A 25,103-nucleotide genomic window follows, 5' to 3' on the forward strand; every position below is an offset into this window, starting at 1 on the left:
GATAAAGAGATACGAAAAAAACGTCTCGCCGCATGAAAACGGTGAGACGTTTTTTGTATAATCAAGTAATGCTTAACATGCGATCTAAACTTTCTTTCGCATATTTTGTTGTTTCAGCATCTACTTTAATGATGTTGTCGCGATTGCCGTCTAGAATTTTATCTAAGCACCATGCAAGGTGAGGCAAGTCGATACGGTTCATTGTTAAGCAAGAACACATCAAAGGATTAAGAGAATCGATTTGAATATCTGTGTATGTGGCTTTTAATCGGTTGACTAAGTTCATTTCAGTACCAATCAACCAACGTGAACCTTTCGGCGCATTTTTAATCGTTTCGATAATGTAACGAGTTGAACCTGCATAATCCGCAGCTTGTACGACTTCAAATTCACATTCAGGGTGAACGATAACATTGATTTCAGGGTCGCGTTCGCGTGCTAGATCAATATGTGCTTTATGGAATTTCTCATGAACTGAACAATGTCCTTTCCATAAAACAATACGCAAATCTTCAACTTTACCTTCGTAAACTAATTCCTTAGCAATAGGGTCCCAAACCGCCATTTGTTCTAATGGAATACCTAAATCATATGCGGTGTTGCGTCCTAAATGCTGATCAGGCAAGAATAAAATAACTTTGCCTTGTTTTAATGCCCAATCTACGACTGATTTAGCATTACCGCTGGTTACACATGAACCGCCGTGTTCGCCAACGAATTTTTTAATTGCGGCTGTAGAGTTCACATAAGTAAGCGGAAGAATATCAAGGTTATATTCTTTTGTTAAAACATCATAAACATGCAATGCTTGTGTGATATTAGCCATGTCTGCCATAGAACAGCCTGCTGATAAATCCGGTAAGTAAATATCTTGGCTGTCATCTGTTAAAATATCAGCTGTTTCGGCCATGAAGTGTACCCCGTTGAATACAAAGTATTCGGCAGCTGTATTTTCTTTACAAATACGTGCAAGCTCTAAAGAATCGCCTGTGATGTCCGCAAATTGTACGACTTCATCTTTTTGATAGTGGTGAGTAGGCATAAATAAACGATCGCCTAATTCATCTTTAATAGACTGGATATGGTTTTCTAATTCTTCTGTTGACATCTTAAGATACTTTTCCGGTAGTTCTTTTGAAACTGATAACATTGGGTTAAACATTGAAATCACAACCTTTGCAGAAATATCGAGCGCATTTTGCGCATAAAATAGAGCACCCATTGAAATGTAGTCGACACCTGTTTGTGCGTAATCGACGACATTATTTTCGTTAATATTGCCAGAAGCTTCAGTTTGAATATTAGCTGGAACTGCTTTGATGTGTTCAGCGATCCATTCTGGTGTTTGATTATCGAACATGATGATATCAACATCTTGTTCGATTGCTGTTTGCAGCATGTCCGCATTTTCAATTTCAACTTCTATTTTATCCATTGGACCAACGACTTTTTTTGCATTCGAGATGGCTGCTTCCATAGATGCACTGAATGCAATATGATTATCTTTCAACATTAAACCGTCATTCAAAGAACGGCGATGGTTCAATCCGCCGCCGACAGTGACCGCAAATTTTTCAAACATACCTAAACCAGGTGTTGTTTTGCGTGTGTCCACAATACGTGTAGATGTATGTGAAATTTTATCTACAATACGGCGTGTTTGTGTTGCGATACCTGACATACGTTGTATTAAATTCAGTACGATACGTTCCATAGTAAGCAAAACATAAACAGGACCGGTAATTTCAGCAATGATATCACCAGGTTTAACAGCTTCGCCGTCTTTTACTTTCTGCTCAATGGTAATGTGGCTTTTGAGTAATTTGAAGCCTTCTTTGATGATAGTTTCACCGCAAAAGATACCATTATCTTTTGATTTTAAATACATAGTTCCTTCTTGTGTTTGGTCAAAGATGTGTGTGGCTAAATCGCCATATTGATTATCCTCAATGTAAAATTGAGTGATTTTCTCTCTGACGAGTAACGGATTTAACATGTTCCATGCCTCCTGAATATATTTCAATAACTTCATTTTTAAATTGATTGACTTGGTTCGGATAATCCAATCGGTAGTGTACGCCTCTGGATTCTTTGCGTGCTAGGGCAGAAGTACATACAATCTGTAATAATTTAACAATACAATAATGCTGCCATGCTGTTTTGCTGATATGTTCTGTTAAAGGTGCATTGTTTAATGTTGTTTCAATTGCATCTAAATAATGCTGCATTTGAGTACCGTTGCGTTCTACACCTAATACGTCGAAACTTTGCTGCTGCAAACGTTCTACATCTTCAGCACTGATAGCAGGGATTTTATGCACTGCATTTAAATGACTTTGGCTGACAGATGTAAGTGTTTGATTTAAGTGCTGCGCACAGCATGCACCCATGACTAAACCTTCAAGCAACGAGTTGCTTGCAAGTCGGTTAGCACCATGGAAATTGGTACAAGCCGCTTCTCCGATCGCATACACACGGCTTAAGCTGGTTGTACCATTAACATCTGATTGAATACCTCCGACGGTATAATGCGCACCTGGTGTCACAGGAATACGTTGACGCTCCATGGCACCTGGATAATGTGCTTGAACGGCTTTGTAAATAGTAGGGAAACGTGTTTCGAAATTATCGATGGCACTTATATCTAAGAAACATTGATGGCCAAGCTGCTGATGATGATAGATAGCACGGCTTGTGACATCACGCGGTGCTAAGCTTTTCATCGGATGCAATTTATCCATAAATGGTTCATCTAATTCATTGACCAGCACAGCACCATCGCCTCTGACTGCCTCTGAAACCAAACTGAAGGCATGTTTCGGCTCGCCCAGCAAAGTAGGGTGGAATTGAATCATTTCCATACTTTCTAACGCAATCTTGTTTCGCAATGCAAGGACTGGCCCTGATGCGATAGAATGCGGAATATTAGAGTTGGTAGGGAAGAGATTATTGATACCGCCAGTGGCTAATACAACACTGTCTGCTTCGATAGTTTCTAGTTGATCTGTTTTGTCTAAAATCATAACCCCGCATACTTCATGCGCTTCATTATAAATAAAATCAACCGCTTCTGTTTCTTCAAGTATTGTCAGATGCGGATGGGATAAATGATGGACCATATGATGTGCAATATATTTACCGGTTTGATCTCCGCCGGCATGCAGAATTCTAGGTGCAGAATGCGCACCTTCCATGGCATAATCCAGACTATGCGTTTTTGCATCCTTATCAAATGGAACACCTTCATCTATTAATTCTTGAATCAGCGGGTAACTTTTTGTGATAACTTCATGAATGATAGGGAAATCTCCCATTTCAGCACCAGCTTCAAAAGTATCTTGACAGTGACTGATGCCTTCATCATTTTCATTTTTTGAAAAACATATGCCACCTTGGGCAAAATTACTGTTGTTTTCAGCAAGCTTGTCCTTAGTGATACAAATCACTTCGATATTATCTTGTAATTGACGAACAAACGAGAGTGCAGCAATTCCGCTCCCAACGACAATGACACGTTTCATGTTTACACCTCTATTTACATTAATATATACAATAATGTTAACATGTATGTATGCAATGATTTTGTCATAAAAGTACGATAATTGCAAGTGGGGGAGAAAATATATGATTTATTTAGATAATGCATCTACAACACAACCAACAAAAGAAGTGTTAAATATTTATAATGAAGCACAACAAGCTTTATTCTTTAATAGCGAAAGTTTACATGCAGGCGGAGAAATGATCAGAGAAGCATTGACTTCAAGCAGACAATTTATCCAAGGTTATTTCAATACCGACAAAGAAGTGTTATTTACAACAAGCGGTTCACACGCAAACCAAATTGCAATCAGTATTTATTTATCTCAAGCAGAAGAAGGGACTGTGTGGGTATCGCCTTATGAACATCCTTCTATCTTTGCGGCACTTGAACCGTATCAAGCACAATTCGAAATTAAAGTAATGCCGATTACAAAAGAGGGTAATATTGATGTAACTGCACTAAAAGCACAAGTTGATGAAAACTGCGTGCTCTTTATAGCACAGCATGTCAATTCTGAAACAGGCTATATTCTGCCGGTGTATGAAATCGCGGAAATTGCACAATCACACAATGTTCCATTTCATGTAGATGGGGTACAAGCTGTACAAAAAATCGTCGAAAAGAATATTGCGCCTTTTACGTCTTATGCTTTTTCTGGTCATAAATTCAATGGTACGAAAGGCAGCGGTGCATTATTAATTGAGCACAAGTCTGTACGTCCGATTAACACACATTATTTCCATGAAGAGGGAACACGCAACGGAACATTGGATGTGCCGAGTATTCTAGCAATGACGAAAGCTTTATCGCTTGATGCTGCGTATGATCACTTAGAAGCGCTGCACACTTATGCACAAGAGCGTGCTGAAGCTGCCGGATTTACTGTATTAAGCAATCCGAAACAAGCACCGCATATTATCGGATTATTAACACCTAAATTTGAAGGCCAGTATGTAATGCAGTCTTTATCCAGCCGCAATATTTGTATCTCAACTGGCACTGCATGCGGTCATGGTTTATTATTGAGTGACGGATTAATTGATAAAATCAAAAATATCCGCCAAGAAGCTGATCAATATATCAGAATTTCATTTTCAAAAACAACTTCAAAAGAAGCTGTTGCTGAAGGTTTCGATCAATTAGATAAAATTATAGAAGGAGTGGCTGCGAATGAGTCAAGCTGATCAACGCAGAACAGAAATTGTTGAACTGCTTCAAGACGCACAGCGTCCTGTAAAAGGATCTGAGCTGAGTGAACGTTTCGGCGTCTCCAGACAGATTATTGTTAAAGATATTTCGCATCTCAAAACAAGGGAGTATGCGATCAATTCCACAAGCAAAGGTTATTTTATGGATATACCGCCGCAAGGCAAACCATGCAAGCGGGTTGTGATGTGCCAGCATGGTGTTGAAGAGATGGAAGCGGAGCTGACATTAATAGTAGAAAACGGCGCTATGATTGATGATGTTTCAGTAAAACATCCTGTATACGGCAGTATCAGAGCGGAGTTAATGATTGAAACCTTAGATGATGTCGAGACATTTATTGAAGAAATGACACGTTATCAAGGAACAATGCTAGCCAAGCTTACAGATGGTATCCATTTGCATACACTATCTGCAGACACAGAAAAGATTTTAGATAATGCGATAGAAGATTTAGATAAAAAAGGTTTTCTTGCTGAAAGCGAAACACCTGTTTAATCATAAGCACCTTTATGTCATGCATAGAGGTGTTTTTATTCTACATATATATAGATGTTCCGATGTCATACCAGGAGCAAAATTTAAAATTAGAGGCCGATATTTATATTAAAATAGCAAGGAAAGGGTGTATCTAGAGAGGATTTTCGATTGAAGCTTAATAATATTAACGGTATTAACAGTGAAAAATCCTCATAATCCGAGAGAAAAAAGGGTTGTTTACACTCTAAACATAAAAATTTATAACAATTATATATTTATTACACTTATTTCTATTGAAATGTTGTTGACTTGGACTAGGGAACTCGATATACTAGTTATTGTCTTGAAAAAAGGGATTGCAAATTCAAAACAACTTTTAAGTTTTGAAAATAAAATTCATATTTTGTTAAAAAAGGTTTGACATTGCTTAACAAAGTGTGATATATTAAATAGGTAAGTCGCAAGATTAATATTATTATCGCGGGATGGAGCAGTTCGGTAGCTCGTCGGGCTCATAACCCGAAGGTCGGTGGTTCAAATCCGCCTCCCGCAATTACATAGTTTTCACGTAGGTCTCGTAGTGTAGCGGTTAACACGCCTGCCTGTCACGCAGGAGATCGCGGGTTCGATTCCCGTCGAGACCGCCATTTTAATTACGGTTCAGTAGCTCAGTTGGTAGAGCAATGGATTGAAGCTCCATGTGTCGGCAGTTCGACTCTGTCCTGAACCATTCTATTTTTATTGTAGTTTGGCGGTTGTGGTGAAGTGGTTAACACATCGGATTGTGGTTCCGACATTCGTGGGTTCGATTCCCATCAGCCGCCCCATAATCGTTAATGCGGGTGTAGTTTAATGGCAAAACCTCAGCCTTCCAAGCTGATGTTGTGGGTTCGATTCCCATCACCCGCTCCAAATATTATTATTCCACAGTAGCTCAGTGGTAGAGCTATCGGCTGTTAACCGATCGGTCGTAGGTTCGAGTCCTACCTGTGGAGCCATGGCTCCTTGGTCAAGCGGTTAAGACACCGCCCTTTCACGGCGGTAACACGGGTTCGAGTCCCGTAGGAGTCATTCACAATCAGAAACGTAATCACGTTTCTGATTTTTTTATCATTATATGGAGAGTTGTCCGAGTTGGCCGAAGGAGCACGCCTGGAAAGTGTGTAGGCGCCACAAGCGTCTCGAGGGTTCGAATCCCTCACTCTCCGTTAATAAGACGTTGTACATTTTAATATAGCAATGTTTCGTATGAGCAAGTGTCAAATGCGTGTCATGAAAGGTAATCTCTGACATGTTGGCCTTGCTCTTTTTTTGATTCTTCATCTTTTATGGTGGGAAGGTAAAACTTCCCGCCTTTTTTGATACGCAAAAAGCGCAATTGCCTCTATAATTTAAAGTGCCTAAACCCAAATTAAAGGAGACAAGTGCGCCTATGAACTATGATAACTTATAATCACTAAGAATAAAAGATAAAAATATCAAATTTGTTAGCCAAGATATTGATGTAATAGTAAAAGGAAAGAAGTCTACGGTTGTTAATGCTGTACTTACGTATAAGCCTTCGGCTTGTCCTTGCTGCGGAATTAAAAATGAAGGACAAATTCATAAGCATGGTAAACAAGTTTCTCGTATTACCTTGCTTAAAACTCAAGGCTATAATACATATCTAAACTTAGCCAAACAGCGCTTTAAGTGTTTAGAGTGTAATACAACTTTTACTGCTGAAACTGATGTCGTAGATAAGACACGATTTATTTCTAATTATGTGAATCAAAAAATAATTGAAGAAGCCACGAAAGTCAAAACAGAAATAGATACTGCAGAAGACAACTGTGTTTCTCCATCTACAGTACGTCGTATTCGAAATAAAGCAGTCAATACTTTACTTATCAAGCCTTTCGATAATCTACCTGAACATTTGGCAATCGATGAATTTAGAAGTGTAAAGAGTGTGACTGGCTTAATGAGTTTTATATTTATTAACAATGACACACATGAAGTTCTAGATGTTTTAGAAAACAGAACTTCGGGTTATTTAAAAGCTTATTTTGAACGCTTTGATCGAAAAAATAGACTTAAAGTTAAAACAATCACTATTGATATGTTTGAACCCTATTTATTCTTATTTAAAAAGCTCTTTCCTAATGCATCTATAATCTTTGATAGATTTCATATCGTTCAGCACATGAATAGAGAGTTAAACTTCTATCGCAGAGAAGTAATGAATCGTTATAAAGACAAAGATGGAAGGGAATACCCTGTTTTAAAGAACAAATGGAGGCTTCTTTTAACAGACAAACGTAAACTCTTCATGATGGATGGTATTTGGGACGGTTCCTTTAGATGTTATAAAAAAGGTTATGATCTAGTGAATTTTATGCTTCAAACAGATGAAAAGTTAAAAAATTCATACGAACTAGTACATGATTTACGCGAAAGTTTAAAATTATGTAATTGGAAAGATTTTATCAATCGTTTGAACGACGTTGATAAAAACTCAATCAGTAAAAACATATGGAAAGTAGTAACATTTTTTAGAAAGCATCAAGAAATACTTCGAAATACGATTTACAATCCCTTATTAAATAACGGTGCAATCGAGGGTATTAACAATAAAATAAAGCTAATTAAGCGAATTTCATATGGATACAGAAGTTTTAATAACTTAAGAAACCGTATAATGCTGGTATTTAGTTTATTTAAAAACAAAAAGAAAAAGACAACCAGACCCGTACATCGGATGGTTGTCTAAATGATAGAATTCGAAGAATTCCAATCAAAATTAAGTTCTTTAAATTATTCACCCACCACAAATGGTGGAGAACCTTTTTTATGCTAATCAAGCATATGTAAATAAGTGTCAAGCGGGATAGATATACTCGAAAGTCTTAAGTGCTTGTTAATATATTCAATAGGAATGTCATTTAAAAATAAATAAGATGCATGCATGTGTTTAAGTGAGTAGGGGGAAATTTCATCATCAATTAAGTTCTTGTTATCTTAACATGATTAAACGCTTTTTGAACGGTGTTGTGACTTATTTTAAATAGTTGTCGTCTACTCTTTCGGGCAACTTGGATAATTTCTTTAATCAAATTAAAGTCTTTTGAAATCACTTCTAAAATATGATCTGAAACACTTGTTTTTGAACCTCGCAAATGAATGATTCACTCTATAGAAAAAATAATAAGGGTACGAGATGTACCCTCAATTAAAACGACAAATAATCCTTATTGATCTAATTCACTCTCGTGTTGTTCCATGATAGCTTCTTCTTCTTCAGGTGTAGGCATTTCTCCGACTTCGTCTTCATTAATATTACGGTTTTCTTCTAAAATTCTTTCAACTTCATCATAATCAATCATTCCAGCGTCTCCGTTAGGAATACCAGTGTAATCATGTTGTTTAGCAACTTCGGCATTAGCACGCATTTGTTCCTCATATGATGGTTCTTGTTGTGGTGGTTCTTGGTTTGATTGTTGGTTTTGTTGTTGGTCGTTCACTTGATTTTCTTGTGATTGTTGCTGCTCAACTTGTTGCTCGTTTTCTTGTGTTTGAGCAGTTTGTGAACCATCTTCGTTTTGTTCTTTTGATTCACTTTCTTTCTTTGTTTGTTCTTCTTGTTTATTCTTATTCTCTTTGTCCGCTTTCTTTTCCTTGGCTTGCTTATCTTCTTTCTTATTTGTTTCTGTTTTATTCTCTCCCTTTTTGCTTTCCTCATTACCGCAAGCCGATAATACTAACACAGAGGACAATAGAAGGGTTACTAAATATTTCATTTGCTGCACCTCCATTAAGTTTATATATGTTAACTATTTACCCTGTGTGAAATTTAAATAACACGGCAGTTAATTGTGTATTGGTAGATTGATTGTAATTAAAATGCCGCCTCAAGTTTGAAGCGGCTTGTTTGGTATTAGTGCTATTCATTAATTTTTAGGCGCTTTGATTTAGTTACTTGTTTTTCGTCGATATCATCTACACTCTTTTGACTGAAGCGAAAGATTTTCATCAAGGCAGGTTTTGATAATGCTAGGAAGGAAAGAAATGTTGCTAGAAAAGAAAAGTGGGTTACATTCAATACAAACAGCATAGGCACAAATATTAAAATAAAGAGTGCAATAAATATAATCAATGGCAGTATTTTGGTTAACAAACCATTTAGTGTGCCTTTAGAAAGGCGTGTCAGAATGAATACGATTAATCCGATTAAAAGCAATGGGATAATGATCGTAGTCAATGTTGCAACGTAAGCTTCTGCATAGCGATTCCAATCAAGATGAATGATGTAATACATAGACGAGTCTTTTGGAATGTCTATTTTGAATAGATTGTTGCCGTAATTTGCATAGAGATAATATACGATGAGTAACAATAATGTGATTGAGCCGCAGTATTTAATAATTGTGCGTGTTATTTTTGCAGGTGATTGGCGCAAAACAATTTCCTCATTTCAAGTAATTTCTATTATTATCTTATGCTTTTGTTTTAAAAGCAATAGAGATGTTGTCATAGATACGACTTTTATACGAGGTGGAAGATGACTACGCGTGGTACAATAGTGGTAAGAGTAATATAAGAAAACTTTAACATTATTTCGAAATAAGGTGATAGACATGAAACGCTCAGATAGAAATCAACCTGATTATGACCGTTATAATCGCGACCCTCGTGACCCTAGAGATGGGCAAGATCCACGTTATCGTGATACGCGCGAAGAAGAATACCGCAGACGTTCTGATGAAGACGGCCGTTATTATAATGAACGAGATTACAGACGCGAACGTATGCTGGAAGATGAAAATCGTAAAAACAGCAAATGGAAAAAAGGCTTAGCAGCCATTGTTGTGATATTATTGATTGTCGTTGCTGTCTTTATAGTCAGAAACATGATGCAGCCGAAAGATAGTACTGAAACTGCTAATCAAAATGCGCAAACACAACAAACGCAAGCAAACAATAATTCAAGCCAAAAACCGGTAACAAACAACTATAAAGAAATCATCAAAGAAAAAGAAACAATCATTAAAGAAAAGATTGAAAGTGCTAAAAACAATATTCAAAACGGCCAAAACAGTCAAAGTGCTATTGAATCTGCACAAAACGAAGTGAACCAGTTAAAAGATAAAGCAACAAATGCGACAGACCAAAATGTGACAGATCAATATCAAAATGCAGTTGATAAATTAAAACAAGCGAACCAAGCACAGCATAATGGTGAAAATCAATCTAAAGTGAACAGCTTGTTAAGTGATATCGACAGTAAGCTTCAAAGTATTAAAGATAAATTAAGCCAGCTGTTTAATTAAATATAATCAATTTCAGGGGGTGCGTGCAGCATCCTCTTTTTTCAATTCGAAAATTAAGGGTAAAATATAGAAATTTGTTATGATAGATAAGTATAGAAATTAGGAGGCAGATAGTATGGATTTTTGGTTAAAGCAAAGTGCAGAAAGTGTACCGCAAAATATTGCATTAGATAATGGTACGACTCAACTTACTTTTGCGAATGCTTATCAAGCAGCAAAGCAGTATGCATATGTATTAAAACAGCAAAATGAAAAGAGAATTGCATTTTATATTGATAACCGTATTGATTCCGCATTGATTGTTTACGGAGCATGGCTTGCTGGGGTAGAAGCGGTAATGATTAATACCAGACTTACATATGAAGAAATCAAAGCACAGCTGAAATCCGTACAAACAAATACGATTGTCGCTGTATTACCGTTAGAATTAGATGGTTTTAATATTATCAGCTGGAGTGACATCGAAGCACAGCGTTCAACAAAAACGTATGAGACAGACTTGGATTTAGATCGGATTGCGTCGATTATGTTTACATCAGGGACAACAGGCCCGCAAAAAGCAGTGCCGCAAACTTTCACAAATCATTTAGCCAGCGCAAACGGGTGCAGAGAAAGTTTAGGTTTTGACCGTCATACGAAATGGTTATTAGTATTGCCGATTTATCACATTTCAGGCTTAAGTGTGTTGCTGCGCAGTATCATTGTAGGATTCACAGTGCGTATCGTTCAAAAGTTTGATGCTGCACAAATTTTAAAACAAATTCAAACAGAACAAATCACGCATATTTCATTAGTCCCGCAAACATTACAGTGGCTGATGAATCAAGGATTGAATCAACCTTACCAATTGGAAAAAATCTTACTTGGCGGTGCGAAATTATCTGAAACACTGATTGATCAGGCTTTAGATGCAAAATTGCCTATTTATAACTCTTTCGGAATGACAGAAACATGTTCTCAATTTTTAACAGCGTCACCGACAATGCTGAAACAAAATCCGAATACAGTAGGGAAACCGAGTCCTAATGTGCAAGTAAAACTTATTAATGCCAATCACGAAGGTCATGGGGAACTGTTATTAAAAGGCGATAATGTGATGGACGGTTATTTATATCCAAAACATTTAACTGATGTATTTGAAGATGGTTATTTTAAAACGGGTGATATCGCAAGTATTGATATAGATGGTTTTGTGATGATTTATGATCGCAGAAAAGATTTAATTATCAGTGGCGGAGAAAATATTTATCCATATGAAATCGAAACAGCAGCCAAGCGTTTTCCAGGCATCACTGATGCAATGTGCTATGCTCAAGATGATGATGTATGGGGGCAAGTGCCTGCGCTTTATTATGTGAGTGAACATTCGATGGATGAAGCACAATTAGAAGCCTTCTTAAAAGAACATTTAGCTAAATATAAGGTGCCGAAAGCATACCAGCGCAAAACTTCATTGCCGTATACATCTACAGGTAAATTAAAAAGAGGAAAAATCGAGGATTAAATGATGAGATTCCATACTATTCGCTTTTATTCCTACGAGGCACCTTTTAAACACCCGATTAAGACACCTAAAGTGAATTTGAACAGCAGAAAAGTGCTGGTTATAGAATTAGTCAATGAAGCAGGTACATCTTATTTTGGTGAAGCAAATGCGTTTGAGACAGATTGGTATGATAAAGAAACCATCGAAAGTGTATACACATCAATTAAAGATTGGTTTTATCATCATTTAAAAGGACAAGATGTTACTGATTTTGAAGAAGCAGCGGATTATTTAAATGCGCTGGATGCGGCACCGACTGCAAGAAGTACAGCAGCAATGGCGTTATTCCAAGCTTTTCATATACTGCCTGCTTTTGATGTTGCTTACGGGGCAACAATCAGCGGATTATCTGAAGATAATTATCAGCAGCTGTTATCAACACAGCCGAAACGGATTAAATTGAAATGGTCGCAACATGTTTTAGAGGACTTAAAGCAGCTCCAAGCATTGCCTTTTCAACCAGAACTGGCTTTAGATGCCAATGAATCTTTAACTGAACTAGACAGTGAGTCATTGAAACAAGTGCATGCGGGCGCTAACTTACTGTATATCGAAGAACCTTTTAAAGATTTAAATATATTAAATGCTATAGATAGTGCTCAGATACCGCCGGTGGCTTTAGATGAAAAAGCACGCGACCTAGAAACAATATTAAAATATGTACAGGACTATCCGATAGATACAGTGGTGTTAAAGCCGTTCAGACTGGGCGGTATAGACAAAGTGTTAACAGCTATAGAAAAGCTTGAGCAATATAATATTAAAATGGTTATCGGCGGGATGTATGAATTTGGTTTAAGCCGTTATTTTACAGCGTACTTGAGCCGTTTTACAGACTATCCTGGTGATGTCACACCGTACGGTTATTATTTCGAACAAGAATTTGTGTCGAAAAACGGCATATTAAAAGAGGGGCACATCCATTTTGTGCCCCCTGAAGTCAATGTTCAATTATTAAATGCTTATGAATGATGATGGTGGTGATGATGCTTTTTGTCGTGTTTCATCGGAACCGGGTCGAAGCCGCCTTTATGGAGTGGGTGGCATTTAGAAATACGTTTAATACCGAGCCAAGCACCTTTAATCGGTCCATGAACTTCAATGGCTTCTTTCGTATAATTAGAACAAGTAGGGTAGAAGCGGCATGTGGGCGGTGTCAACGGTGATATAAAATGCTGATACAGCCAAATGATGCCTAAAAAGAGCTTCTTCAAATCAATCCCTCCGCTTTATATAAACTAAATCGTAACGAATCTATTTTAGCATAGAATACAAAGGAATGTGATGGAATGTGATTATGCATGATCAATTTGATAAAGAGATAAGGCTCCATTTTACTGACGAAAATGATCAGCCGGATGGAGAACATGTATTAGCAATTACGTGTATGAAGGGGCAGTATTTGCTGACACGTCATAAGAAAAGAGGGATTGAATTTCCTGGAGGAAAAATCGAAGCAGGCGAGAGCAGTGAAGCAGCTGTTTTACGTGAGTTGCATGAGGAAACAGGGGGACATGCCAAAGCAATGACTTATATTGCGCAGTATACTGTGTATCATCCTGATGGAGAAAAATGGTTTACGAAAGATGTGTATGCTGTTCTCGTCGATCGTTTGGATGAGAAGTCGGATTATCTAGAAACAGAAGGCCCTGTTTTATATCGTTCGTTAGACGCAATTCGTGATGAGGATAAAAGTTATTTGCTGGAAGACGAAGCAATATTAAAATGTGTAGAAAGAGTGATACAACTTGGACTTTATCAAAACGAAACGAATGCCGATTGATTTATCGACGCATATTGGTGAAGAAGTGACGTATTTGGTGGATCATTTGCGCGTGAAAGGGTTAATGATGAAGCCGAAAAAAGATGTGAAGCGGATTGTAATTTATCTGAGAGGCGGCAAAGGCAAAGTAGGCCGTGTACGTGCTGGACGTATGCTTCAGTTTGCAGATGAGCATACTTTAGTCTTCGGTCCGTATTACAGAGGCAACAACGGCAGTGAAGGAAGAGATGAATTCAGCGGAGATGATTTGCACGATGTCACACAGGCTATTCGTATTTTGAATGCTAAGTATCCTGATGCTTTTGTGCATATCATTGGTTTTTCACGAGGCGGTTTGCAAGGATTATTGACATTCCAAGATTTGCCGGCAGATAGTTATATTATTTGGGGCGGTGTTTCTGATTTGCATCTCATGTATGAAGAACGTGTAGATTTAAGAGGCATGTTGAAACGTATGGTAGGACATCCTAAGAAAGATGACGCAGCCTACGATCAACGAGAAGCACTGCAATATATTGATGCAGACAGTCCGCCGATACTTATTGTGCATGGCGGTGAAGATATTCAAGTCGGGATACATCAAGCTTATTATTTAGAGGAATACTTAGAACGTATCGGACATCGTTATCAAACTTTCTATCAAATGAAAGAAGGACATGTACCGCGTCCTAAAGCATTAAAAGAGGTATTAAAGGTCATCCGTCAGTGGATGGCAAAAGTTGAAAATCAGCAAAACTAAAACGACCGAAGCGATGGCTTTCGGTCGTTTTGTAATAGATTATCTATTTTATTGAAAGGGTGATTATGCTTTGAATCCGCCTTTATCAGCGATTTCTTGGCTTTCTTCACCGAATTTCTTGAAGTTTTCAACGAAACGTGAAATTAAATCTTGTGCTTGTTCGCGGTAAGCATCTTGGTTGCTCCAAGCATTGATAGGTTGCAAGATTGAATTTGGAACGTCCTCAATTTCTTTTGGAACACTTAAACCAAAGACTTCATCTTTTTCAAACTCTGCTTTCTTCAAATCACCTTTAATGGCAGCATCTACCATACGACGTGTATATTTAAGGCTGATACGACGACCTACGCCGTATTTACCGCCTGTCCAACCTGTGTTTACTAAGTAAACATCTACGTCGTGTTTATCGATTAAATCACCTAAAAGCTCAGCATAAACTTTTGCATGCAATGGTAAGAATGGTGCACCAAAGCAAGTTGAGAATGATGGTACAGGTTCTGTAATACCGCGTTCTGTACCTGCAAGTTTAGAAGTGAAACCACTTAAGAAGTGATAAAGTGCTTGCGCTTTATTTAATTTAGAGATTGGCGGCAACACGCCGAATGCATCTGCAGTAAGGAACACAATTGTATTTGGATGTGCACCTTTTGAAGGTTTTGCGATATTTTCAATATAATCGATCGGATAAGCAGCACGTGTGTTTTCAGTGTGCTCATTGTCATCGAAGTCAACAGAACCATTATCTTCAACAACTACGTTTTCTAAAATTGTACCGTAACGGATTGCATTATAGATTTGAGGTTCTTTTGATTTTGATAAGTTGATAGCTTTTGCATAGCAGCCGCCCTCGATGTTGAAGATACCGTTTTTGTTCCAACCATGTTCATCATCACCGATTAATTTACGATCAGGTGCTGCAGATAAAGTAGTTTTACCTGTACCTGATAAACCGAAGAATAATGCGACATCGCCTTTTTCTCCAACGTTTGCTGAGCAGTGCATACTCATGATATCTTGCTGCGGCAATAAGTAGTTCATTACTGAGAAGATACCTTTTTTCATTTCACCAGCATATTCTGTTCCCCCGATTAGAATTATACGGTGTTTGAATGAAATGATAACGAATGTTTCTGATTTTGTGCCGTCAACTTCAGGATTAGCTTTGAAATAAGGTGCTGAAACGATTGTGAAGTTAGCTTTGATTTTTTCAGCTTCATCTTTTGAAGTAGGGCGGATGAACATATTGTGCGCAAATAAGTTATGCCAAGCCATTTCATTAATTACAGTTAAACGTAACTGAGTATCTTGGTCACTGCCTGCATAACCATTGAAGACATAGAGTTCATCTTTTTGATCTAAGTAATCTAATACTTTGTCATACAGTCTTAAGAAAGTTTCTTCTTCGATAGGTTGGTTAATTGATCCCCAGTCAATTGCATCTCTATAGGAAGGTTCGTTTACAATAAATTTATCCTTAGGAGAACGACCTGTGTATTGTCCAGTAAGTGCGTTGATTGCACCTAGTTCTGTCAATTCGCCTTCGTTATTGTCTAAAATCTTGTTGTAAAGCTGTGTTTTAGTCAGTTGGAAAAGTGATGATGATTTTCCAATTAAATGTTCCAATTTTTTTCGGTTAGTTTGTGCATCTACTGCCATTTTAAATAACCCCTCCAGAGCATTAAGTATTAATTGTAATTGTAAGCCTTTACATTTTCATAGTATAACATATTACCATGATTATTCCACAACAGATTAAAGATTTTGTAAACATAGAATTGACAAGTGTAAATTGTTTGGGTAGTATTGTGTGTAACGGATTCTCTTATCCTGAGTGGCGGAGGGACATGGACCCAAAGAAGCCCAGCAACCTCTCCTTATTGGAGAAAGGTGCCAAACCGTTTGCAAATGTCATAGAAGACGTTTGAACGATAAGAGCGAAAGGACGTTTAAGGGCTTTCTCTCTATGTATATAGTTAGAAAGTCCTTTTTTATTTGAGCTCGTAGATAGAGAATTTTCGTAAAAAAATCAAAAGGAGTCAGTTATGTCGAATAATAGAAGATTATTTACGTCAGAATCTGTTACAGAAGGGCATCCTGATAAAATAGCGGACCAAATTTCAGACGCTATTTTGGATGAATTATTAAAGAAAGATCCGGATGCAAGAGTAGCTTGCGAAACAGTAGTCACTACAGGAATGGCTATGATTGTCGGAGAAATTTCTACAGCAACTTATGTTGATTTTCCTAAAGTTGTCAGAGATACAGTAGAAGAAATCGGTTATACACGAGCAAAATATGGTTATGACAGCCAAACAATGGCGGTTATGTCAGCAATTGATGAACAATCACCTGATATTGCTCAAGCAGTTGACCGTGCGCTGGAATACAGAAATGAAATTACGGAAGAAGAAATCGAAAGTACAGGAGCAGGGGACCAAGGTTTAATGTTTGGTTATGCGACTAATGAAACAGAAACTTATATGCCTTCACCTATCTACTTCTCTCATCAATTAGCAAAACGCTTATCAGATGTTAGAAAAGACGGTACTTTAACATACTTAAGACCGGACGGCAAAGTTCAAGTGACTGTTGAATACGATGAAAACGATCAGCCTGTTCGTATTGATACTATTGTATTATCTACACAGCATGCAGAAGATGTAAGTTTAGATCAAATTCAAAAAGACATCAAAGCGCATGTTATCGATCCAATCGTACCGAAAGCATTATTAGATGAAGAAACAAAATTCTTCATCAATCCTACAGGACGTTTTGTAATCGGCGGACCGCAAGGTGATGCTGGTTTAACAGGCCGTAAGATTATTGTAGATACTTATGGCGGATTTGCACGTCACGGCGGCGGATGCTTCAGCGGTAAGGATCCTACAAAAGTGGACCGTTCAGCAGCTTATGCGGCACGTTATGTGGCTAAGAATATTGTTGCTGCGGGCTTAGCAGATAAATGCGAAGTACAGCTTGCTTATGCAATCGGTGTTGCTGAACCAGTATCGATTTCAATTGATACATTTGGTACAGGCAAAGTGTCTGAAGGTGTGTTAGTTCAAGCAGTCAGAGATAACTTTGATTTGCGCCCAGCAGGCATCATTAAGATGTTAGACTTGAAGCGCCCGATTTATAAACAAACAGCAGCATATGGTCACTTCGGCCGTACAGATGTTGCATTACCTTGGGAACGTGTTGATAAAGTGGATGTATTGAAAGCAGCAGTCCAAGCATAATTTCGTACTTTTTGAATAAAATACGCTTTATTATCGATACATTTGAAAATTTCCTTTATAATTGGTAGTAAGATAAGTAAAGGAGCGGAAATATGTTATGGGACCATTGGAAATTGGTTTAATTGCAGCAATTGTTGTAGCTGTTATCTGTTTTGTACTCTTCTTAATTGCGTTAAACAGTAAGAAGAAAGCAAAATTGCAAGCAGAAGAACAATATGAGGCAAAAGAAAGAAGTTTAAAAGAAAATTATGAAGACGAGTTGGAAAAAGAACGCGTCGAACATAAAAAAGCGGTCACTAAACAACGCGCTGATTTTGATGAAACAGTAACTTCGAAAGACCGTGAAATTGATGCGCTGAAGCTCTTCTCTAAAAATCATAGTGAATATGTGACAGATATGCGTTTAATCGGTATCAGAGATCGCTTGGTCAAAGAAAAACGTATCCGTCCTGAAGATATGCACATCATGGCGAATATTTTCTTGCCGAAGAACGATTTCAATGATATTGATCGCATCAGTCATTTAGTGTTAACGCGTACAGGGTTATACATTATTGATTCACAGTTATTGAAAGGGCATGTTTATAACGGTATCAGTAAAGAACAATTCAGTACTTTACCGACAATTGAACAAGTCTTTGATGTACTTGATTTAGATAAACGTCATCCTCAAACACTAGTGTTAGATGAGAATGATGATAAGCAATCAGCTTCATTTGTGAATTATTCAAATCAATTAAAACGTGTAGAACAGCTTGCTGAAACGTTGAAACGCGAATTAGATTTGAAATATACACCAATGGCATTGCTTTACTTCAACCCTAAAAATGAGGGTGCTGTAACGATTTCTAACTATTCTCAAACAACGAATACAAAAGTATTGGTTGGACCTGAACAGTTAGATGAATACTTTAATAAATTCGTATTCCATGGACGTATTCAATATAATGTTGAAGATTTGCAACGTGTCATGGAAGAAATCGAATCATTCAACTAAACGACAAAGTACCATTGACTGCAAGTATTGCAGTGGATGGTACTTTTTCATTTTAACCAGGACTTTCACTCATGCACTGTTTAACAATTAAGCGTATAGTAAAGGTTGAGAAAAGCGAAGGCTAAAGGAGAGATAGAGATGGAGTATATTACATTTTATAATGGTAATACAATGCCGAAAGTCGGATTAGGCACTTTCAGAGTAGAAAATAATGATCAATTAAAAGCATCTGTTCAATATGCTATTGAACAAGGTTATAGAAGTATTGATACTGCTATGATTTATCAAAACGAAGAAAAAGTAGGAGAAGGTATTAAAGCAGGTATAGCCGCTGCAGGAATAAAACGTTCAGATGTGTTTATTACCTCTAAACTTTGGTTGGATGATTATGGAAGAACGAATGTAGAAGCGGCTTATCAAACATCACTGGATAAATTAGGATTGGATTATTTAGATTTATACTTAATGCACTGGCCTGGTACAGATGAAGATTTAATGATAGAAACATGGCAGGGTATGGAAGATTTATTGAAAGATAATAAAGTTAAAAACATCGGCGTCAGCAATTTCCATCCCCATCATTTAGAAGCCCTATTATCACATGCTTCTATCAAACCTGTTATCAATCAAGTTGAATTTCATCCTTATCTGACACAAAGTGATTTAAACTTATATTTAAATGCACAGCGTATTCAAATGGAATCATGGTCGCCCTTAATGAATGCACAAATTCTTGAAGATGAAACTGTAAAACAAATTGCAAAAGAAGTTGATAAATCTCCAGCACAAGTTATCATTCGTTGGAATCTTCAACATGATGTGGTAGTAATTCCAAAATCAGTAACACCTTTTCGCATCAAAGAGAATATTCAGGTCTTTGATTTCGAACTTACTGAAGACCAAATGCAGCGCCTTGATAATTTGAATCAAAATAAAAGAGTAGGGCCTGACCCAGAACATTATGAAGGTCATAAATAAAGAGGATAACATAGAATGAAAATAGAGAAGCGGGTTCACTACAAAACCTGCTTCTCTATTTTTGCTTATCTTTTCATTTTTAAACTAAATGATAGCCGATCAGACAAGCCGCAAAACATAAACCATACTGCAATAAACTATAAACAATGAACAGTGTCAGTTTTGTTTTATTCATTAGCATTTGTGACAGCTCTGAAGAAAGCGTAGAAAAAGTGGTTAAACCACCTAAAAAACCTGTAACGAGCAATGGCGACACAAACGCATGTCCTATGGCCATACCTGAAATAATACTGATCAAAAAGCTGCCGGCTATGTTAACGATTAATGTCGCAATCGGAAGCTGCGTACGTAGATTTTTACAACTATTTGTGACAGCTGCACGTACAACTGCACCTAAACCGCCGCCAAGCATCACTAAAAGTAAATTAATCATTACTTAACGCACCTCCCAATTTAGTTCCGATATAACATAAAATTATACCTAACACATAACTTGAAAGGGCATAAATAATGAGTAAAGGTATTTGCTGATGGGCAAGCATTTTAACCAGTTCAAATTGAAATGTGGAAAAGGTTGTCAATGCACCTAGCAAACCTGTAGTGATGCCTTTCTTGACTAATGGATGATTTTTAAAGTATTGGATAGCCAATGCTGAAATCAATCCCATCAAAAAGGCACCAGCTAAGTTTGCGGTAAATGTGCCTATCGGAAAACCTTGTCCGGAATTTAAAAATGAAAATAAATAGCGCAGCAATGCACCTATGGCACCGCCTGCAAAAACATATAAATACTGCACATTATCGCCTCTTACAATCGTAATATATAAATTATTCTACGATGCTCATAAAATGTCAATCTTGTTTTAAAATTATTTAAGCATACCGAAAGAGAATAATGACGCAACAATATGAATGACAATTACAATCAGTAAAAGGATTGGCAGGAATTTGCTTGCTGGTCTAATCCAATCTTTACGATCTTTGGCATGTTTGATTGATTTATCCGCTAGAATAATAGCAACAATCAAAATAATGACATTAATGATACTGCTGGTGATAATCTTTTTGACGATAGAATGAAATTGTTCGTTTAATAGTGGATTAAACATGTTGAAGTTAAAACTTATAACAATAAGTATAAGTGTGAGATAAAAATAAAGTTTTGACCGTGACATGATGACCTCCATTTCTTTACATTCTTTAATATTATCATAGATTATGAAGGTGCAACCATTTTCTTTACAAAATCGTAAGATAGGAATGGACGTTTGAGTTAATCAATCGCGATTTGAACGTCTGAGTGTTATAATCAAATTACTTTCAAAAGGATTGCAAGTAATATTAAGGAGGCACTTATATTATGGTAAAAGCAGATTTAAATGTTGAAGTATTTGCGGATGGTGCAGATATTGAAGAAATGAAAAGAGCCTATAAAAATAACGAGGTAGATGGTTTTACTACAAACCCAAGTCTAATGGCTAAAGCGGGTGTAACAGATTATAAAGCATTTGCAGAAGAAGCAGTTAAAGCAATTCCTGATGCTTCAATTTCATTCGAAGTTTTCGCAGATGATCTTGAAACAATGGAAAAAGAAGCTGAAATTTTAAAACAATACGGTAAAAACGTATTTGTTAAAATTCCTATTGTTAATACAAAAGGCGAATCAACAATTCCTTTAATTAAAAAATTATCAGCCAATCAAGTTCAGTTGAATGTGACAGCTGTTTATACAATCGAACAAGTTAAAGAAATTACTGAAGCAGTAACTGAAGGTGTACCGACTTATGTTTCTGTATTCGCAGGCCGTATCGCTGATACAGGTGTAGACCCATTACCGCTTATGAAAGAATCTGTAGAAGTTACTCATTCTAAAGAAGGCGTTAAATTATTATGGGCTAGCTGCCGCGAATTATTTAATGTCATTCAAGCAGACGAAATCGGTACAGATATTATTACTTGCCCAGCAGGTGTTATCAGCAAAATTCCTAATATCGGAAGAGATATCAACGAGCTATCAGTAGATACTGTTGAAGGATTTGCGAAAGATATCCAAAAATCAGGACTTTCAATTCTTTAATTCAAACAAAATTAAAGGTATCTAAACCTTTAAAGCTAGTATAAAATAAAGGCAGAAATAAACTTTTCATAAGGCAGATTCCCTTATTAAAAGTTATTTCTGCCTCTTTTTTAAATAAGATTCGGGCAGGTGTATAGGTGTAGTGAAAAAAGAGCATTTTGAAACAAAAGTAAAAAAGCAGCTTTGGTTCTTGAATAATAAAGAAAAAGCACAGCTGAATCAAGTTTTATCTGAAGTAGAACAAAATCAGGATCCTCAAGCAATTTACAAGAAGCCGATTAAGTTTTCTAATCAGTTTTTGCGTACGCACATTTTTCGTGAACGCAACCAAGGAACAGCCTCTTTCTTCTTAATTATTGCAGGAATGCTGTTAATCAATGCATTATTACTTGGTTTGTTTTTATTCGGCTTATTATCAAGCCTGAATGTCGTTCAATATTTTGTACATCCTCAAGTCGATCTATCGATGCTGCAACTTATATTGATTTTAACAGGCGGAATATTAGCAATCATTGTATCTAGTATTTTAATGAAGGAAGTCACTGCGTACTTTACCAAAAAGCTGCTTGAATGTCGTTTTAATCAGCAGCATTAAAAGTCAGATGATATAAAAAGATACATTCTAGCCATTTACGGTGAATCAATGCATAATGGGCATCTACTATGAGTTGTTCGCCATTTTTGAAAACCAATCGTGTCATAGAGTAATGGCATTGCACACCAGAAATTTCCAGTCCGTTAATAAAATGCTGGATAGGAGAGCGTTTATTGCGGATTGGGAACAGAATGGTTTGCTGATTAATAATGATCAATGGCAGATGTTTACGTATGTTCAGCATACTTTTGAGTTCATGAGATGAATATTTCGGAGTGTAATGGTAGTGTCTGAGTAATGCATTCATATACGAACTCAATGGAACTTTCATCAGTTCATGAAACAAATTATATGCACATTCAATTTGAAACGTTTGATGCGGATAAGATGTGAAATATAAAATTTTGGGTCTGCGGTAATTTGTCATGCATGCGACGCTCCTTTTAGAAATTTTTTCAAAGGCGCTAATTTAGTGCGTGCCTGTGTTTGATATTTGCGGATGCTTGTCGCAGATTTTTTCATCAGCGTTTGAATTTCGAATTGTTTATATCCGCAAAGCTTAAGGTTCAGCCACATTCTTTCGCAATCATTCAACAATGCATAATACTCTGATGCAATGAGTTGCGATAGATGATTTTTAGTAGAGTTTATAGCGCTGTGATTTTCAATAAGACTAAAGTCTCCAATCGTATCCTCCAGGCATTTTCCTTTCTTTCGGAACTGGTCCACTAAATAAAAATTAAGCCTTTGAAATAAATATCCGCTCATGCTATTATGAATAGACATGTCGAATTGTCGCAATAATGACCACATTTTAATGGAAAGTAATTGGGCATATTCTTCGACATCATACTTGATATTATATCTCTTCAACAATGTGTAAATAATCCCTTGGTTACGGATGATTAATGTCTCTATATTCATCTCGTACCTATTCAATCTATGGGCATAACATGTTATTTCCAGTTGAAATAAGTTTAACGAAGTTTATAAATTATTTCATTTGCTTATTGTACAAAATAAGTGTTAAATAGAAGGGTAGAAATAAATTTTTAACTGAATTTGATTGCAGAAATGAACCGAAACATAACGATAAAGCATAATTCACTATAAGACGGGAGGATTCTATGGATTACGCACATTTAAATTTGGAACACTTTTTTGCACGCCATGATGAATTGGACATGATTAAAGATAGTTCAGATTTTATAATGATTAATAATATGACGAATGAAATGATGTATCGCGATGGAAAAATAGAAGGAACGATCGATTTGAATCGTTACTATTATAAGAATAGATCAGAAGCAGCCAGCTTTATTATGATGGAGTATAAACGTCCGGAATAATAAACGTGCTTTTATAGAATTCTGCCTGTTTATTACAGTTTCACTGTAAATAAATAGGCTTTTTTTATTTTGTAATGTTATATTGCACTTAATTATTACTGACGTTATAAAAATATTATATGAAGACTACAGCAATATTACATTCTGACTTCATTCCAGTCACATTTCAAAAGGTATGATAAAATGTGGAGTGGACAACTTTGAATTGTTATACACTTAAAAAATTGTTAAGATTTAGAATCAATACGCATCAACTTTAATTTAACTTGACCTAAGAGGTGTAATTATGACGAAGCACAAGAAGGGCTCTATCTTCGCTATAATAGGGCTGCTTGTTATTTTAGCTGTTACTGGCTTTATTTTCTTTTCTATGATTTCAGATCAAGTCTTATTTAAACACGTTAAGAAAGTAGAGAAGGTTGAACATTTAGATGTGACTTTAGAAGAGGCAGCGAAAAAACAAATCGATAACTATACAAGCCAGCAGGTTTCTGACAAGAATGACAGATGGCATGATGCAACTGGTACAGAAATTAAAAAAGCGATGGATAGTAAAAACTTCATAGACGATGATATTCAAAAATATCAATTTTTAGATTTATCTAAGTATCAAGGTATTGATAAGAATAGAATTAAGCGTATGCTTGCGGACCGACCTACCTTGTTATCTCATACAGAAGATTTTATACATGCAGCGAAAAAACGCCAAGTGAACGAAGTCTACTTGATTTCGCATGCTGTCTTGGAAACAGGCGCTGTTAAAAGTGAATTATCAAAAGGTGTAGAGATAGACGGTAAGAAATATTATAACTTCTACGGTGTAGGCGCATTAGATAAAGACCCTGTCAAAACAGGTGCAGAATACGCTAAGAAACATGGATGGGATACACCAGAAAAAGCCATTGACGGCGGTGCAGAATTCATCCACAAACATTTCTTATCCAACCCAGATCAAAATACATTATACAGCATGAGATGGAATCCTAAGAATCCAGGTGAACATCAATATGCGACAGATATAAAATGGGCGGAAAGCAACGCATCATTGATTGCGAACTTCTATGAAAAAATCAACACTGAAGGTAAATACTTCAAATTATTTGTTTATAAAGACGATAAAAAACACCAATAATAGTTTAATATTGAATAAAGTTAAAGCGGAATGATTAAATGTTTGAGATTTAATTGTTTCGCTTTATTTTTGTTTATAGCATAATAGACAGTGTATAACTAAAAGTATTGGTTAAGAGGAGGTTATCAA

Annotated in this window: 26 protein-coding genes, 8 tRNA genes, 1 pseudogene and 1 riboswitch; of the genes and pseudogenes, 23 read left to right on the forward strand and 12 right to left on the reverse strand. The window is 36.6% G+C overall.

Going from position 1 to position 25,103, the window contains the following annotated elements; genetic code table 11:
* Positions 1-61 precede the first annotated feature (61 nt).
* The 3 genes and pseudogenes from nadA to MUA90_RS06015 all read right to left on the reverse strand — a co-directional run bounded on the left by nadA (position 62) and on the right by MUA90_RS06015 (position 3,521).
* Positions 62-1,162, reverse strand: coding sequence for a quinolinate synthase NadA (nadA, locus tag MUA90_RS06005; protein ID WP_262588812.1), 1,101 nt, complete (start codon positions 1,160-1,162; stop codon positions 62-64).
* Positions 1,163-1,192: 30 nt separating this feature from the next.
* Positions 1,193-2,032: pseudogene (nadC, locus tag MUA90_RS06010) on the reverse strand (carboxylating nicotinate-nucleotide diphosphorylase); the annotation flags it as partial.
* Positions 1,947-3,521 (reverse strand): L-aspartate oxidase, encoded by a 1,575-nt coding sequence (locus tag MUA90_RS06015; protein ID WP_262588680.1) that lies wholly within the window; start codon positions 3,519-3,521, stop codon positions 1,947-1,949. The pseudogene nadC and the gene MUA90_RS06015, both read right to left, overlap by 86 nt.
* Positions 3,522-3,624: 103 nt before the next feature.
* Here MUA90_RS06015 and MUA90_RS06020 point away from each other — a divergent pair, with 103 nt between their 5' ends.
* The 11 genes from MUA90_RS06020 to MUA90_RS06070 all read left to right on the forward strand — a co-directional run bounded on the left by MUA90_RS06020 (position 3,625) and on the right by MUA90_RS06070 (position 7,982).
* A complete protein-coding gene (locus tag MUA90_RS06020; protein WP_262588681.1) occupies positions 3,625-4,728 on the forward strand; it encodes a cysteine desulfurase family protein in 1,104 nt (367 codons plus the stop codon).
* Positions 4,715-5,248: a transcription repressor NadR gene (locus MUA90_RS06025; RefSeq protein WP_262588682.1), complete on the forward strand. Its 534-nt coding sequence runs from the start codon at positions 4,715-4,717 to the stop codon at positions 5,246-5,248. Before MUA90_RS06020 ends, MUA90_RS06025 begins: the two co-directional genes overlap by 14 nt.
* 461 nt (positions 5,249-5,709) lie before the next feature.
* A tRNA-Met gene (locus tag MUA90_RS06030) sits at positions 5,710-5,783 on the forward strand.
* An 18-nt stretch (positions 5,784-5,801) separates the two neighbouring features.
* Positions 5,802-5,877 (forward strand) — tRNA-Asp (locus tag MUA90_RS06035).
* A gap of 10 nt (positions 5,878-5,887) precedes the next feature.
* A tRNA-Phe gene (locus MUA90_RS06040) sits at positions 5,888-5,960 on the forward strand.
* 21 nt (positions 5,961-5,981) lie between these two features.
* Positions 5,982-6,057 (forward strand) — tRNA-His (locus tag MUA90_RS06045).
* Between the two features lie 11 nt (positions 6,058-6,068).
* Positions 6,069-6,142, forward strand: a tRNA-Gly gene (locus tag MUA90_RS06050).
* A gap of 11 nt (positions 6,143-6,153) precedes the next feature.
* A tRNA-Asn gene (locus MUA90_RS06055) sits at positions 6,154-6,228 on the forward strand.
* A 1-nt stretch (position 6,229) separates the two neighbouring features.
* Positions 6,230-6,301 (forward strand) — tRNA-Glu (locus tag MUA90_RS06060).
* Between the two features lie 48 nt (positions 6,302-6,349).
* Positions 6,350-6,438 (forward strand) — tRNA-Ser (locus MUA90_RS06065).
* A gap of 254 nt (positions 6,439-6,692) precedes the next feature.
* Positions 6,693-7,982 (forward strand): ISL3 family transposase, encoded by a 1,290-nt coding sequence (locus MUA90_RS06070; protein ID WP_262588813.1) that lies wholly within the window; start codon positions 6,693-6,695, stop codon positions 7,980-7,982.
* A gap of 478 nt (positions 7,983-8,460) precedes the next feature.
* Here MUA90_RS06070 and MUA90_RS06075 read toward each other — a convergent pair whose 3' ends face one another.
* Positions 8,461-9,009, reverse strand: a complete 549-nt coding sequence (locus MUA90_RS06075; protein ID WP_262588683.1) for a hypothetical protein — start codon at positions 9,007-9,009, stop codon at positions 8,461-8,463.
* A gap of 143 nt (positions 9,010-9,152) precedes the next feature.
* Positions 9,153-9,668 carry a hypothetical protein gene (locus tag MUA90_RS06080; RefSeq protein WP_262588684.1) on the reverse strand — a complete coding sequence of 172 codons (516 nt, stop codon included), beginning with the start codon at positions 9,666-9,668 and terminating at the stop codon, positions 9,153-9,155.
* Between the two features lie 178 nt (positions 9,669-9,846).
* Between MUA90_RS06080 and MUA90_RS06085 the strand changes: the two genes are divergently transcribed.
* The 3 genes from MUA90_RS06085 (at position 9,847) to menC (ending at position 13,057) form a co-directional block, all read left to right on the forward strand.
* Complete coding sequence (locus MUA90_RS06085) at positions 9,847-10,539, forward strand: hypothetical protein (protein ID WP_262588685.1); 693 nt, start codon at positions 9,847-9,849, stop codon at positions 10,537-10,539.
* A gap of 115 nt (positions 10,540-10,654) precedes the next feature.
* The gene (gene menE / locus MUA90_RS06090; RefSeq protein ID WP_262588686.1) at positions 10,655-12,043 is read left to right on the forward strand and encodes an o-succinylbenzoate--CoA ligase; all 1,389 of its coding nucleotides are present in this window, start codon (positions 10,655-10,657) and stop codon (positions 12,041-12,043) included.
* Between the two features lie 3 nt (positions 12,044-12,046).
* Positions 12,047-13,057, forward strand: coding sequence for an o-succinylbenzoate synthase (menC, locus tag MUA90_RS06095; RefSeq protein ID WP_262588814.1), 1,011 nt, complete (start codon positions 12,047-12,049; stop codon positions 13,055-13,057).
* On the opposite strand, the gene yidD is transcribed toward menC, so the two are convergent.
* Complete coding sequence (gene yidD, locus MUA90_RS06100; protein WP_262588687.1) at positions 13,048-13,299, reverse strand: membrane protein insertion efficiency factor YidD; 252 nt, start codon at positions 13,297-13,299, stop codon at positions 13,048-13,050. The two genes, menC and yidD, sit on opposite strands and share 10 nt — an antisense overlap.
* Positions 13,300-13,382: 83 nt before the next feature.
* Here yidD and ytkD point away from each other — a divergent pair, with 83 nt between their 5' ends.
* Positions 13,383-13,868 (forward strand): RNA deprotection pyrophosphohydrolase, encoded by a 486-nt coding sequence (gene ytkD / locus MUA90_RS06105; RefSeq protein ID WP_398577373.1) that lies wholly within the window; start codon positions 13,383-13,385, stop codon positions 13,866-13,868.
* Positions 13,834-14,607, forward strand: a complete 774-nt coding sequence (locus MUA90_RS06110; RefSeq protein WP_262588689.1) for an alpha/beta hydrolase family protein — start codon at positions 13,834-13,836, stop codon at positions 14,605-14,607. Before ytkD ends, MUA90_RS06110 begins: the two co-directional genes overlap by 35 nt.
* Before the next feature lie 63 nt (positions 14,608-14,670).
* Here the strand turns inward: MUA90_RS06110 and pckA are convergent, their stop codons facing one another.
* Entirely contained in the window at positions 14,671-16,263 is a 1,593-nt protein-coding gene (gene pckA / locus MUA90_RS06115) for a phosphoenolpyruvate carboxykinase (ATP) (RefSeq protein ID WP_262588690.1), read from the reverse strand.
* A gap of 163 nt (positions 16,264-16,426) precedes the next feature.
* Positions 16,427-16,542, forward strand: a riboswitch (SAM riboswitch).
* A gap of 107 nt (positions 16,543-16,649) precedes the next feature.
* Between pckA and metK the strand changes: the two genes are divergently transcribed.
* From metK to MUA90_RS06130, 3 genes are all read left to right on the forward strand, one after another.
* Positions 16,650-17,846, forward strand: a complete 1,197-nt coding sequence (metK, locus tag MUA90_RS06120; protein WP_105992490.1) for a methionine adenosyltransferase — start codon at positions 16,650-16,652, stop codon at positions 17,844-17,846.
* 97 nt (positions 17,847-17,943) lie between these two features.
* On the forward strand, positions 17,944-18,843 hold the full coding sequence (locus tag MUA90_RS06125) for an NERD domain-containing protein (RefSeq protein WP_105992491.1): 900 nt from the start codon (positions 17,944-17,946) through the stop codon (positions 18,841-18,843).
* A 138-nt stretch (positions 18,844-18,981) separates the two neighbouring features.
* Positions 18,982-19,821: an aldo/keto reductase gene (locus tag MUA90_RS06130; RefSeq protein WP_262588691.1), complete on the forward strand. Its 840-nt coding sequence runs from the start codon at positions 18,982-18,984 to the stop codon at positions 19,819-19,821.
* Positions 19,822-19,900: 79 nt separating this feature from the next.
* Here the strand turns inward: MUA90_RS06130 and MUA90_RS06135 are convergent, their stop codons facing one another.
* The 3 genes from MUA90_RS06135 to MUA90_RS06145 all read right to left on the reverse strand — a co-directional run bounded on the left by MUA90_RS06135 (position 19,901) and on the right by MUA90_RS06145 (position 20,996).
* Complete coding sequence (locus MUA90_RS06135; RefSeq protein ID WP_262588692.1) at positions 19,901-20,254, reverse strand: fluoride efflux transporter FluC; 354 nt, start codon at positions 20,252-20,254, stop codon at positions 19,901-19,903.
* Positions 20,247-20,618, reverse strand: coding sequence for a fluoride efflux transporter CrcB (gene crcB, locus MUA90_RS06140; RefSeq protein WP_262588693.1), 372 nt, complete (start codon positions 20,616-20,618; stop codon positions 20,247-20,249). Before crcB ends, MUA90_RS06135 begins: the two co-directional genes overlap by 8 nt.
* 72 nt (positions 20,619-20,690) lie before the next feature.
* A complete protein-coding gene (locus tag MUA90_RS06145) occupies positions 20,691-20,996 on the reverse strand; it encodes a hypothetical protein (protein ID WP_105992495.1) in 306 nt (101 codons plus the stop codon).
* A gap of 185 nt (positions 20,997-21,181) precedes the next feature.
* On the opposite strand from MUA90_RS06145, the gene MUA90_RS06150 reads away from it, so the two are divergent.
* Positions 21,182-21,898, forward strand: a complete 717-nt coding sequence (locus MUA90_RS06150) for a transaldolase (RefSeq protein WP_262588694.1) — start codon at positions 21,182-21,184, stop codon at positions 21,896-21,898.
* Between the two features lie 142 nt (positions 21,899-22,040).
* Complete coding sequence (locus MUA90_RS06155; RefSeq protein WP_262588695.1) at positions 22,041-22,493, forward strand: hypothetical protein; 453 nt, start codon at positions 22,041-22,043, stop codon at positions 22,491-22,493.
* Here the strand turns inward: MUA90_RS06155 and MUA90_RS06160 are convergent.
* Both MUA90_RS06160 and MUA90_RS06165 read right to left on the reverse strand, forming a co-directional pair.
* Positions 22,477-22,920, reverse strand: a complete 444-nt coding sequence (locus MUA90_RS06160) for a hypothetical protein (protein ID WP_262588696.1) — start codon at positions 22,918-22,920, stop codon at positions 22,477-22,479. The two genes, MUA90_RS06155 and MUA90_RS06160, sit on opposite strands and share 17 nt — an antisense overlap.
* Entirely contained in the window at positions 22,917-23,417 is a 501-nt protein-coding gene (locus MUA90_RS06165; RefSeq protein ID WP_262588697.1) for a sigma-70 family RNA polymerase sigma factor, read from the reverse strand. The genes MUA90_RS06160 and MUA90_RS06165 overlap by 4 nt, the downstream gene beginning before the upstream one ends.
* 203 nt (positions 23,418-23,620) lie before the next feature.
* On the opposite strand from MUA90_RS06165, the gene MUA90_RS06170 reads away from it, so the two are divergent.
* Both MUA90_RS06170 and MUA90_RS06175 read left to right on the forward strand, forming a co-directional pair.
* Positions 23,621-23,842 carry a hypothetical protein gene (locus tag MUA90_RS06170; protein WP_262588698.1) on the forward strand — a complete coding sequence of 74 codons (222 nt, stop codon included), beginning with the start codon at positions 23,621-23,623 and terminating at the stop codon, positions 23,840-23,842.
* Positions 23,843-24,128: 286 nt separating this feature from the next.
* Positions 24,129-24,974 carry a peptidoglycan release complex glucosaminidase SagB gene (locus tag MUA90_RS06175; RefSeq protein ID WP_114603109.1) on the forward strand — a complete coding sequence of 282 codons (846 nt, stop codon included), beginning with the start codon at positions 24,129-24,131 and terminating at the stop codon, positions 24,972-24,974.
* Positions 24,975-25,103 lie beyond the last annotated feature (129 nt).

The sequence above is a fragment of the Staphylococcus sp. IVB6181 genome (assembly GCF_025561445.1).
Taxonomy (GTDB): Bacteria; Bacillota; Bacilli; order Staphylococcales; family Staphylococcaceae; genus Staphylococcus; species Staphylococcus simulans_B.

Bases quoted from the DNA above. Each gene is read 5' to 3' on its own strand.
- nadA (WP_262588812.1), bottom strand. From the start codon at position 1,162: ATGTTTAACCCAATGTTATCAGTTTCAAAAGAACTACCGGAAAAGTAT.
- MUA90_RS06015 (WP_262588680.1), bottom strand. From the start codon at position 3,521: ATGAAACGTGTCATTGTCGTTGGGAGCGGAATTGCTGCACTCTCGTTT.
- MUA90_RS06020 (WP_262588681.1), top strand. From the start codon at position 3,625: ATGATTTATTTAGATAATGCATCTACAACACAACCAACAAAAGAAGTG.
- MUA90_RS06025 (WP_262588682.1), top strand. From the start codon at position 4,715: ATGAGTCAAGCTGATCAACGCAGAACAGAAATTGTTGAACTGCTTCAA.
- MUA90_RS06075 (WP_262588683.1), bottom strand. From the start codon at position 9,009: ATGAAATATTTAGTAACCCTTCTATTGTCCTCTGTGTTAGTATTATCG.
- MUA90_RS06085 (WP_262588685.1), top strand. From the start codon at position 9,847: ATGAAACGCTCAGATAGAAATCAACCTGATTATGACCGTTATAATCGC.
- menE (WP_262588686.1), top strand. From the start codon at position 10,655: ATGGATTTTTGGTTAAAGCAAAGTGCAGAAAGTGTACCGCAAAATATT.
- menC (WP_262588814.1), top strand. From the start codon at position 12,047: ATGAGATTCCATACTATTCGCTTTTATTCCTACGAGGCACCTTTTAAA.
- ytkD (WP_398577373.1), top strand. From the start codon at position 13,383: ATGCATGATCAATTTGATAAAGAGATAAGGCTCCATTTTACTGACGAA.
- pckA (WP_262588690.1), bottom strand. From the start codon at position 16,263: ATGGCAGTAGATGCACAAACTAACCGAAAAAAATTGGAACATTTAATT.
- metK (WP_105992490.1), top strand. From the start codon at position 16,650: ATGTCGAATAATAGAAGATTATTTACGTCAGAATCTGTTACAGAAGGG.
- MUA90_RS06125 (WP_105992491.1), top strand. From the start codon at position 17,944: ATGGGACCATTGGAAATTGGTTTAATTGCAGCAATTGTTGTAGCTGTT.
- MUA90_RS06130 (WP_262588691.1), top strand. From the start codon at position 18,982: ATGGAGTATATTACATTTTATAATGGTAATACAATGCCGAAAGTCGGA.
- MUA90_RS06135 (WP_262588692.1), bottom strand. From the start codon at position 20,254: ATGATTAATTTACTTTTAGTGATGCTTGGCGGCGGTTTAGGTGCAGTT.
- MUA90_RS06145 (WP_105992495.1), bottom strand. From the start codon at position 20,996: ATGTCACGGTCAAAACTTTATTTTTATCTCACACTTATACTTATTGTT.
- MUA90_RS06150 (WP_262588694.1), top strand. From the start codon at position 21,182: ATGGTAAAAGCAGATTTAAATGTTGAAGTATTTGCGGATGGTGCAGAT.
- MUA90_RS06160 (WP_262588696.1), bottom strand. From the start codon at position 22,920: ATGACAAATTACCGCAGACCCAAAATTTTATATTTCACATCTTATCCG.
- MUA90_RS06165 (WP_262588697.1), bottom strand. From the start codon at position 23,417: ATGAATATAGAGACATTAATCATCCGTAACCAAGGGATTATTTACACA.
- MUA90_RS06170 (WP_262588698.1), top strand. From the start codon at position 23,621: ATGGATTACGCACATTTAAATTTGGAACACTTTTTTGCACGCCATGAT.
- MUA90_RS06175 (WP_114603109.1), top strand. From the start codon at position 24,129: ATGACGAAGCACAAGAAGGGCTCTATCTTCGCTATAATAGGGCTGCTT.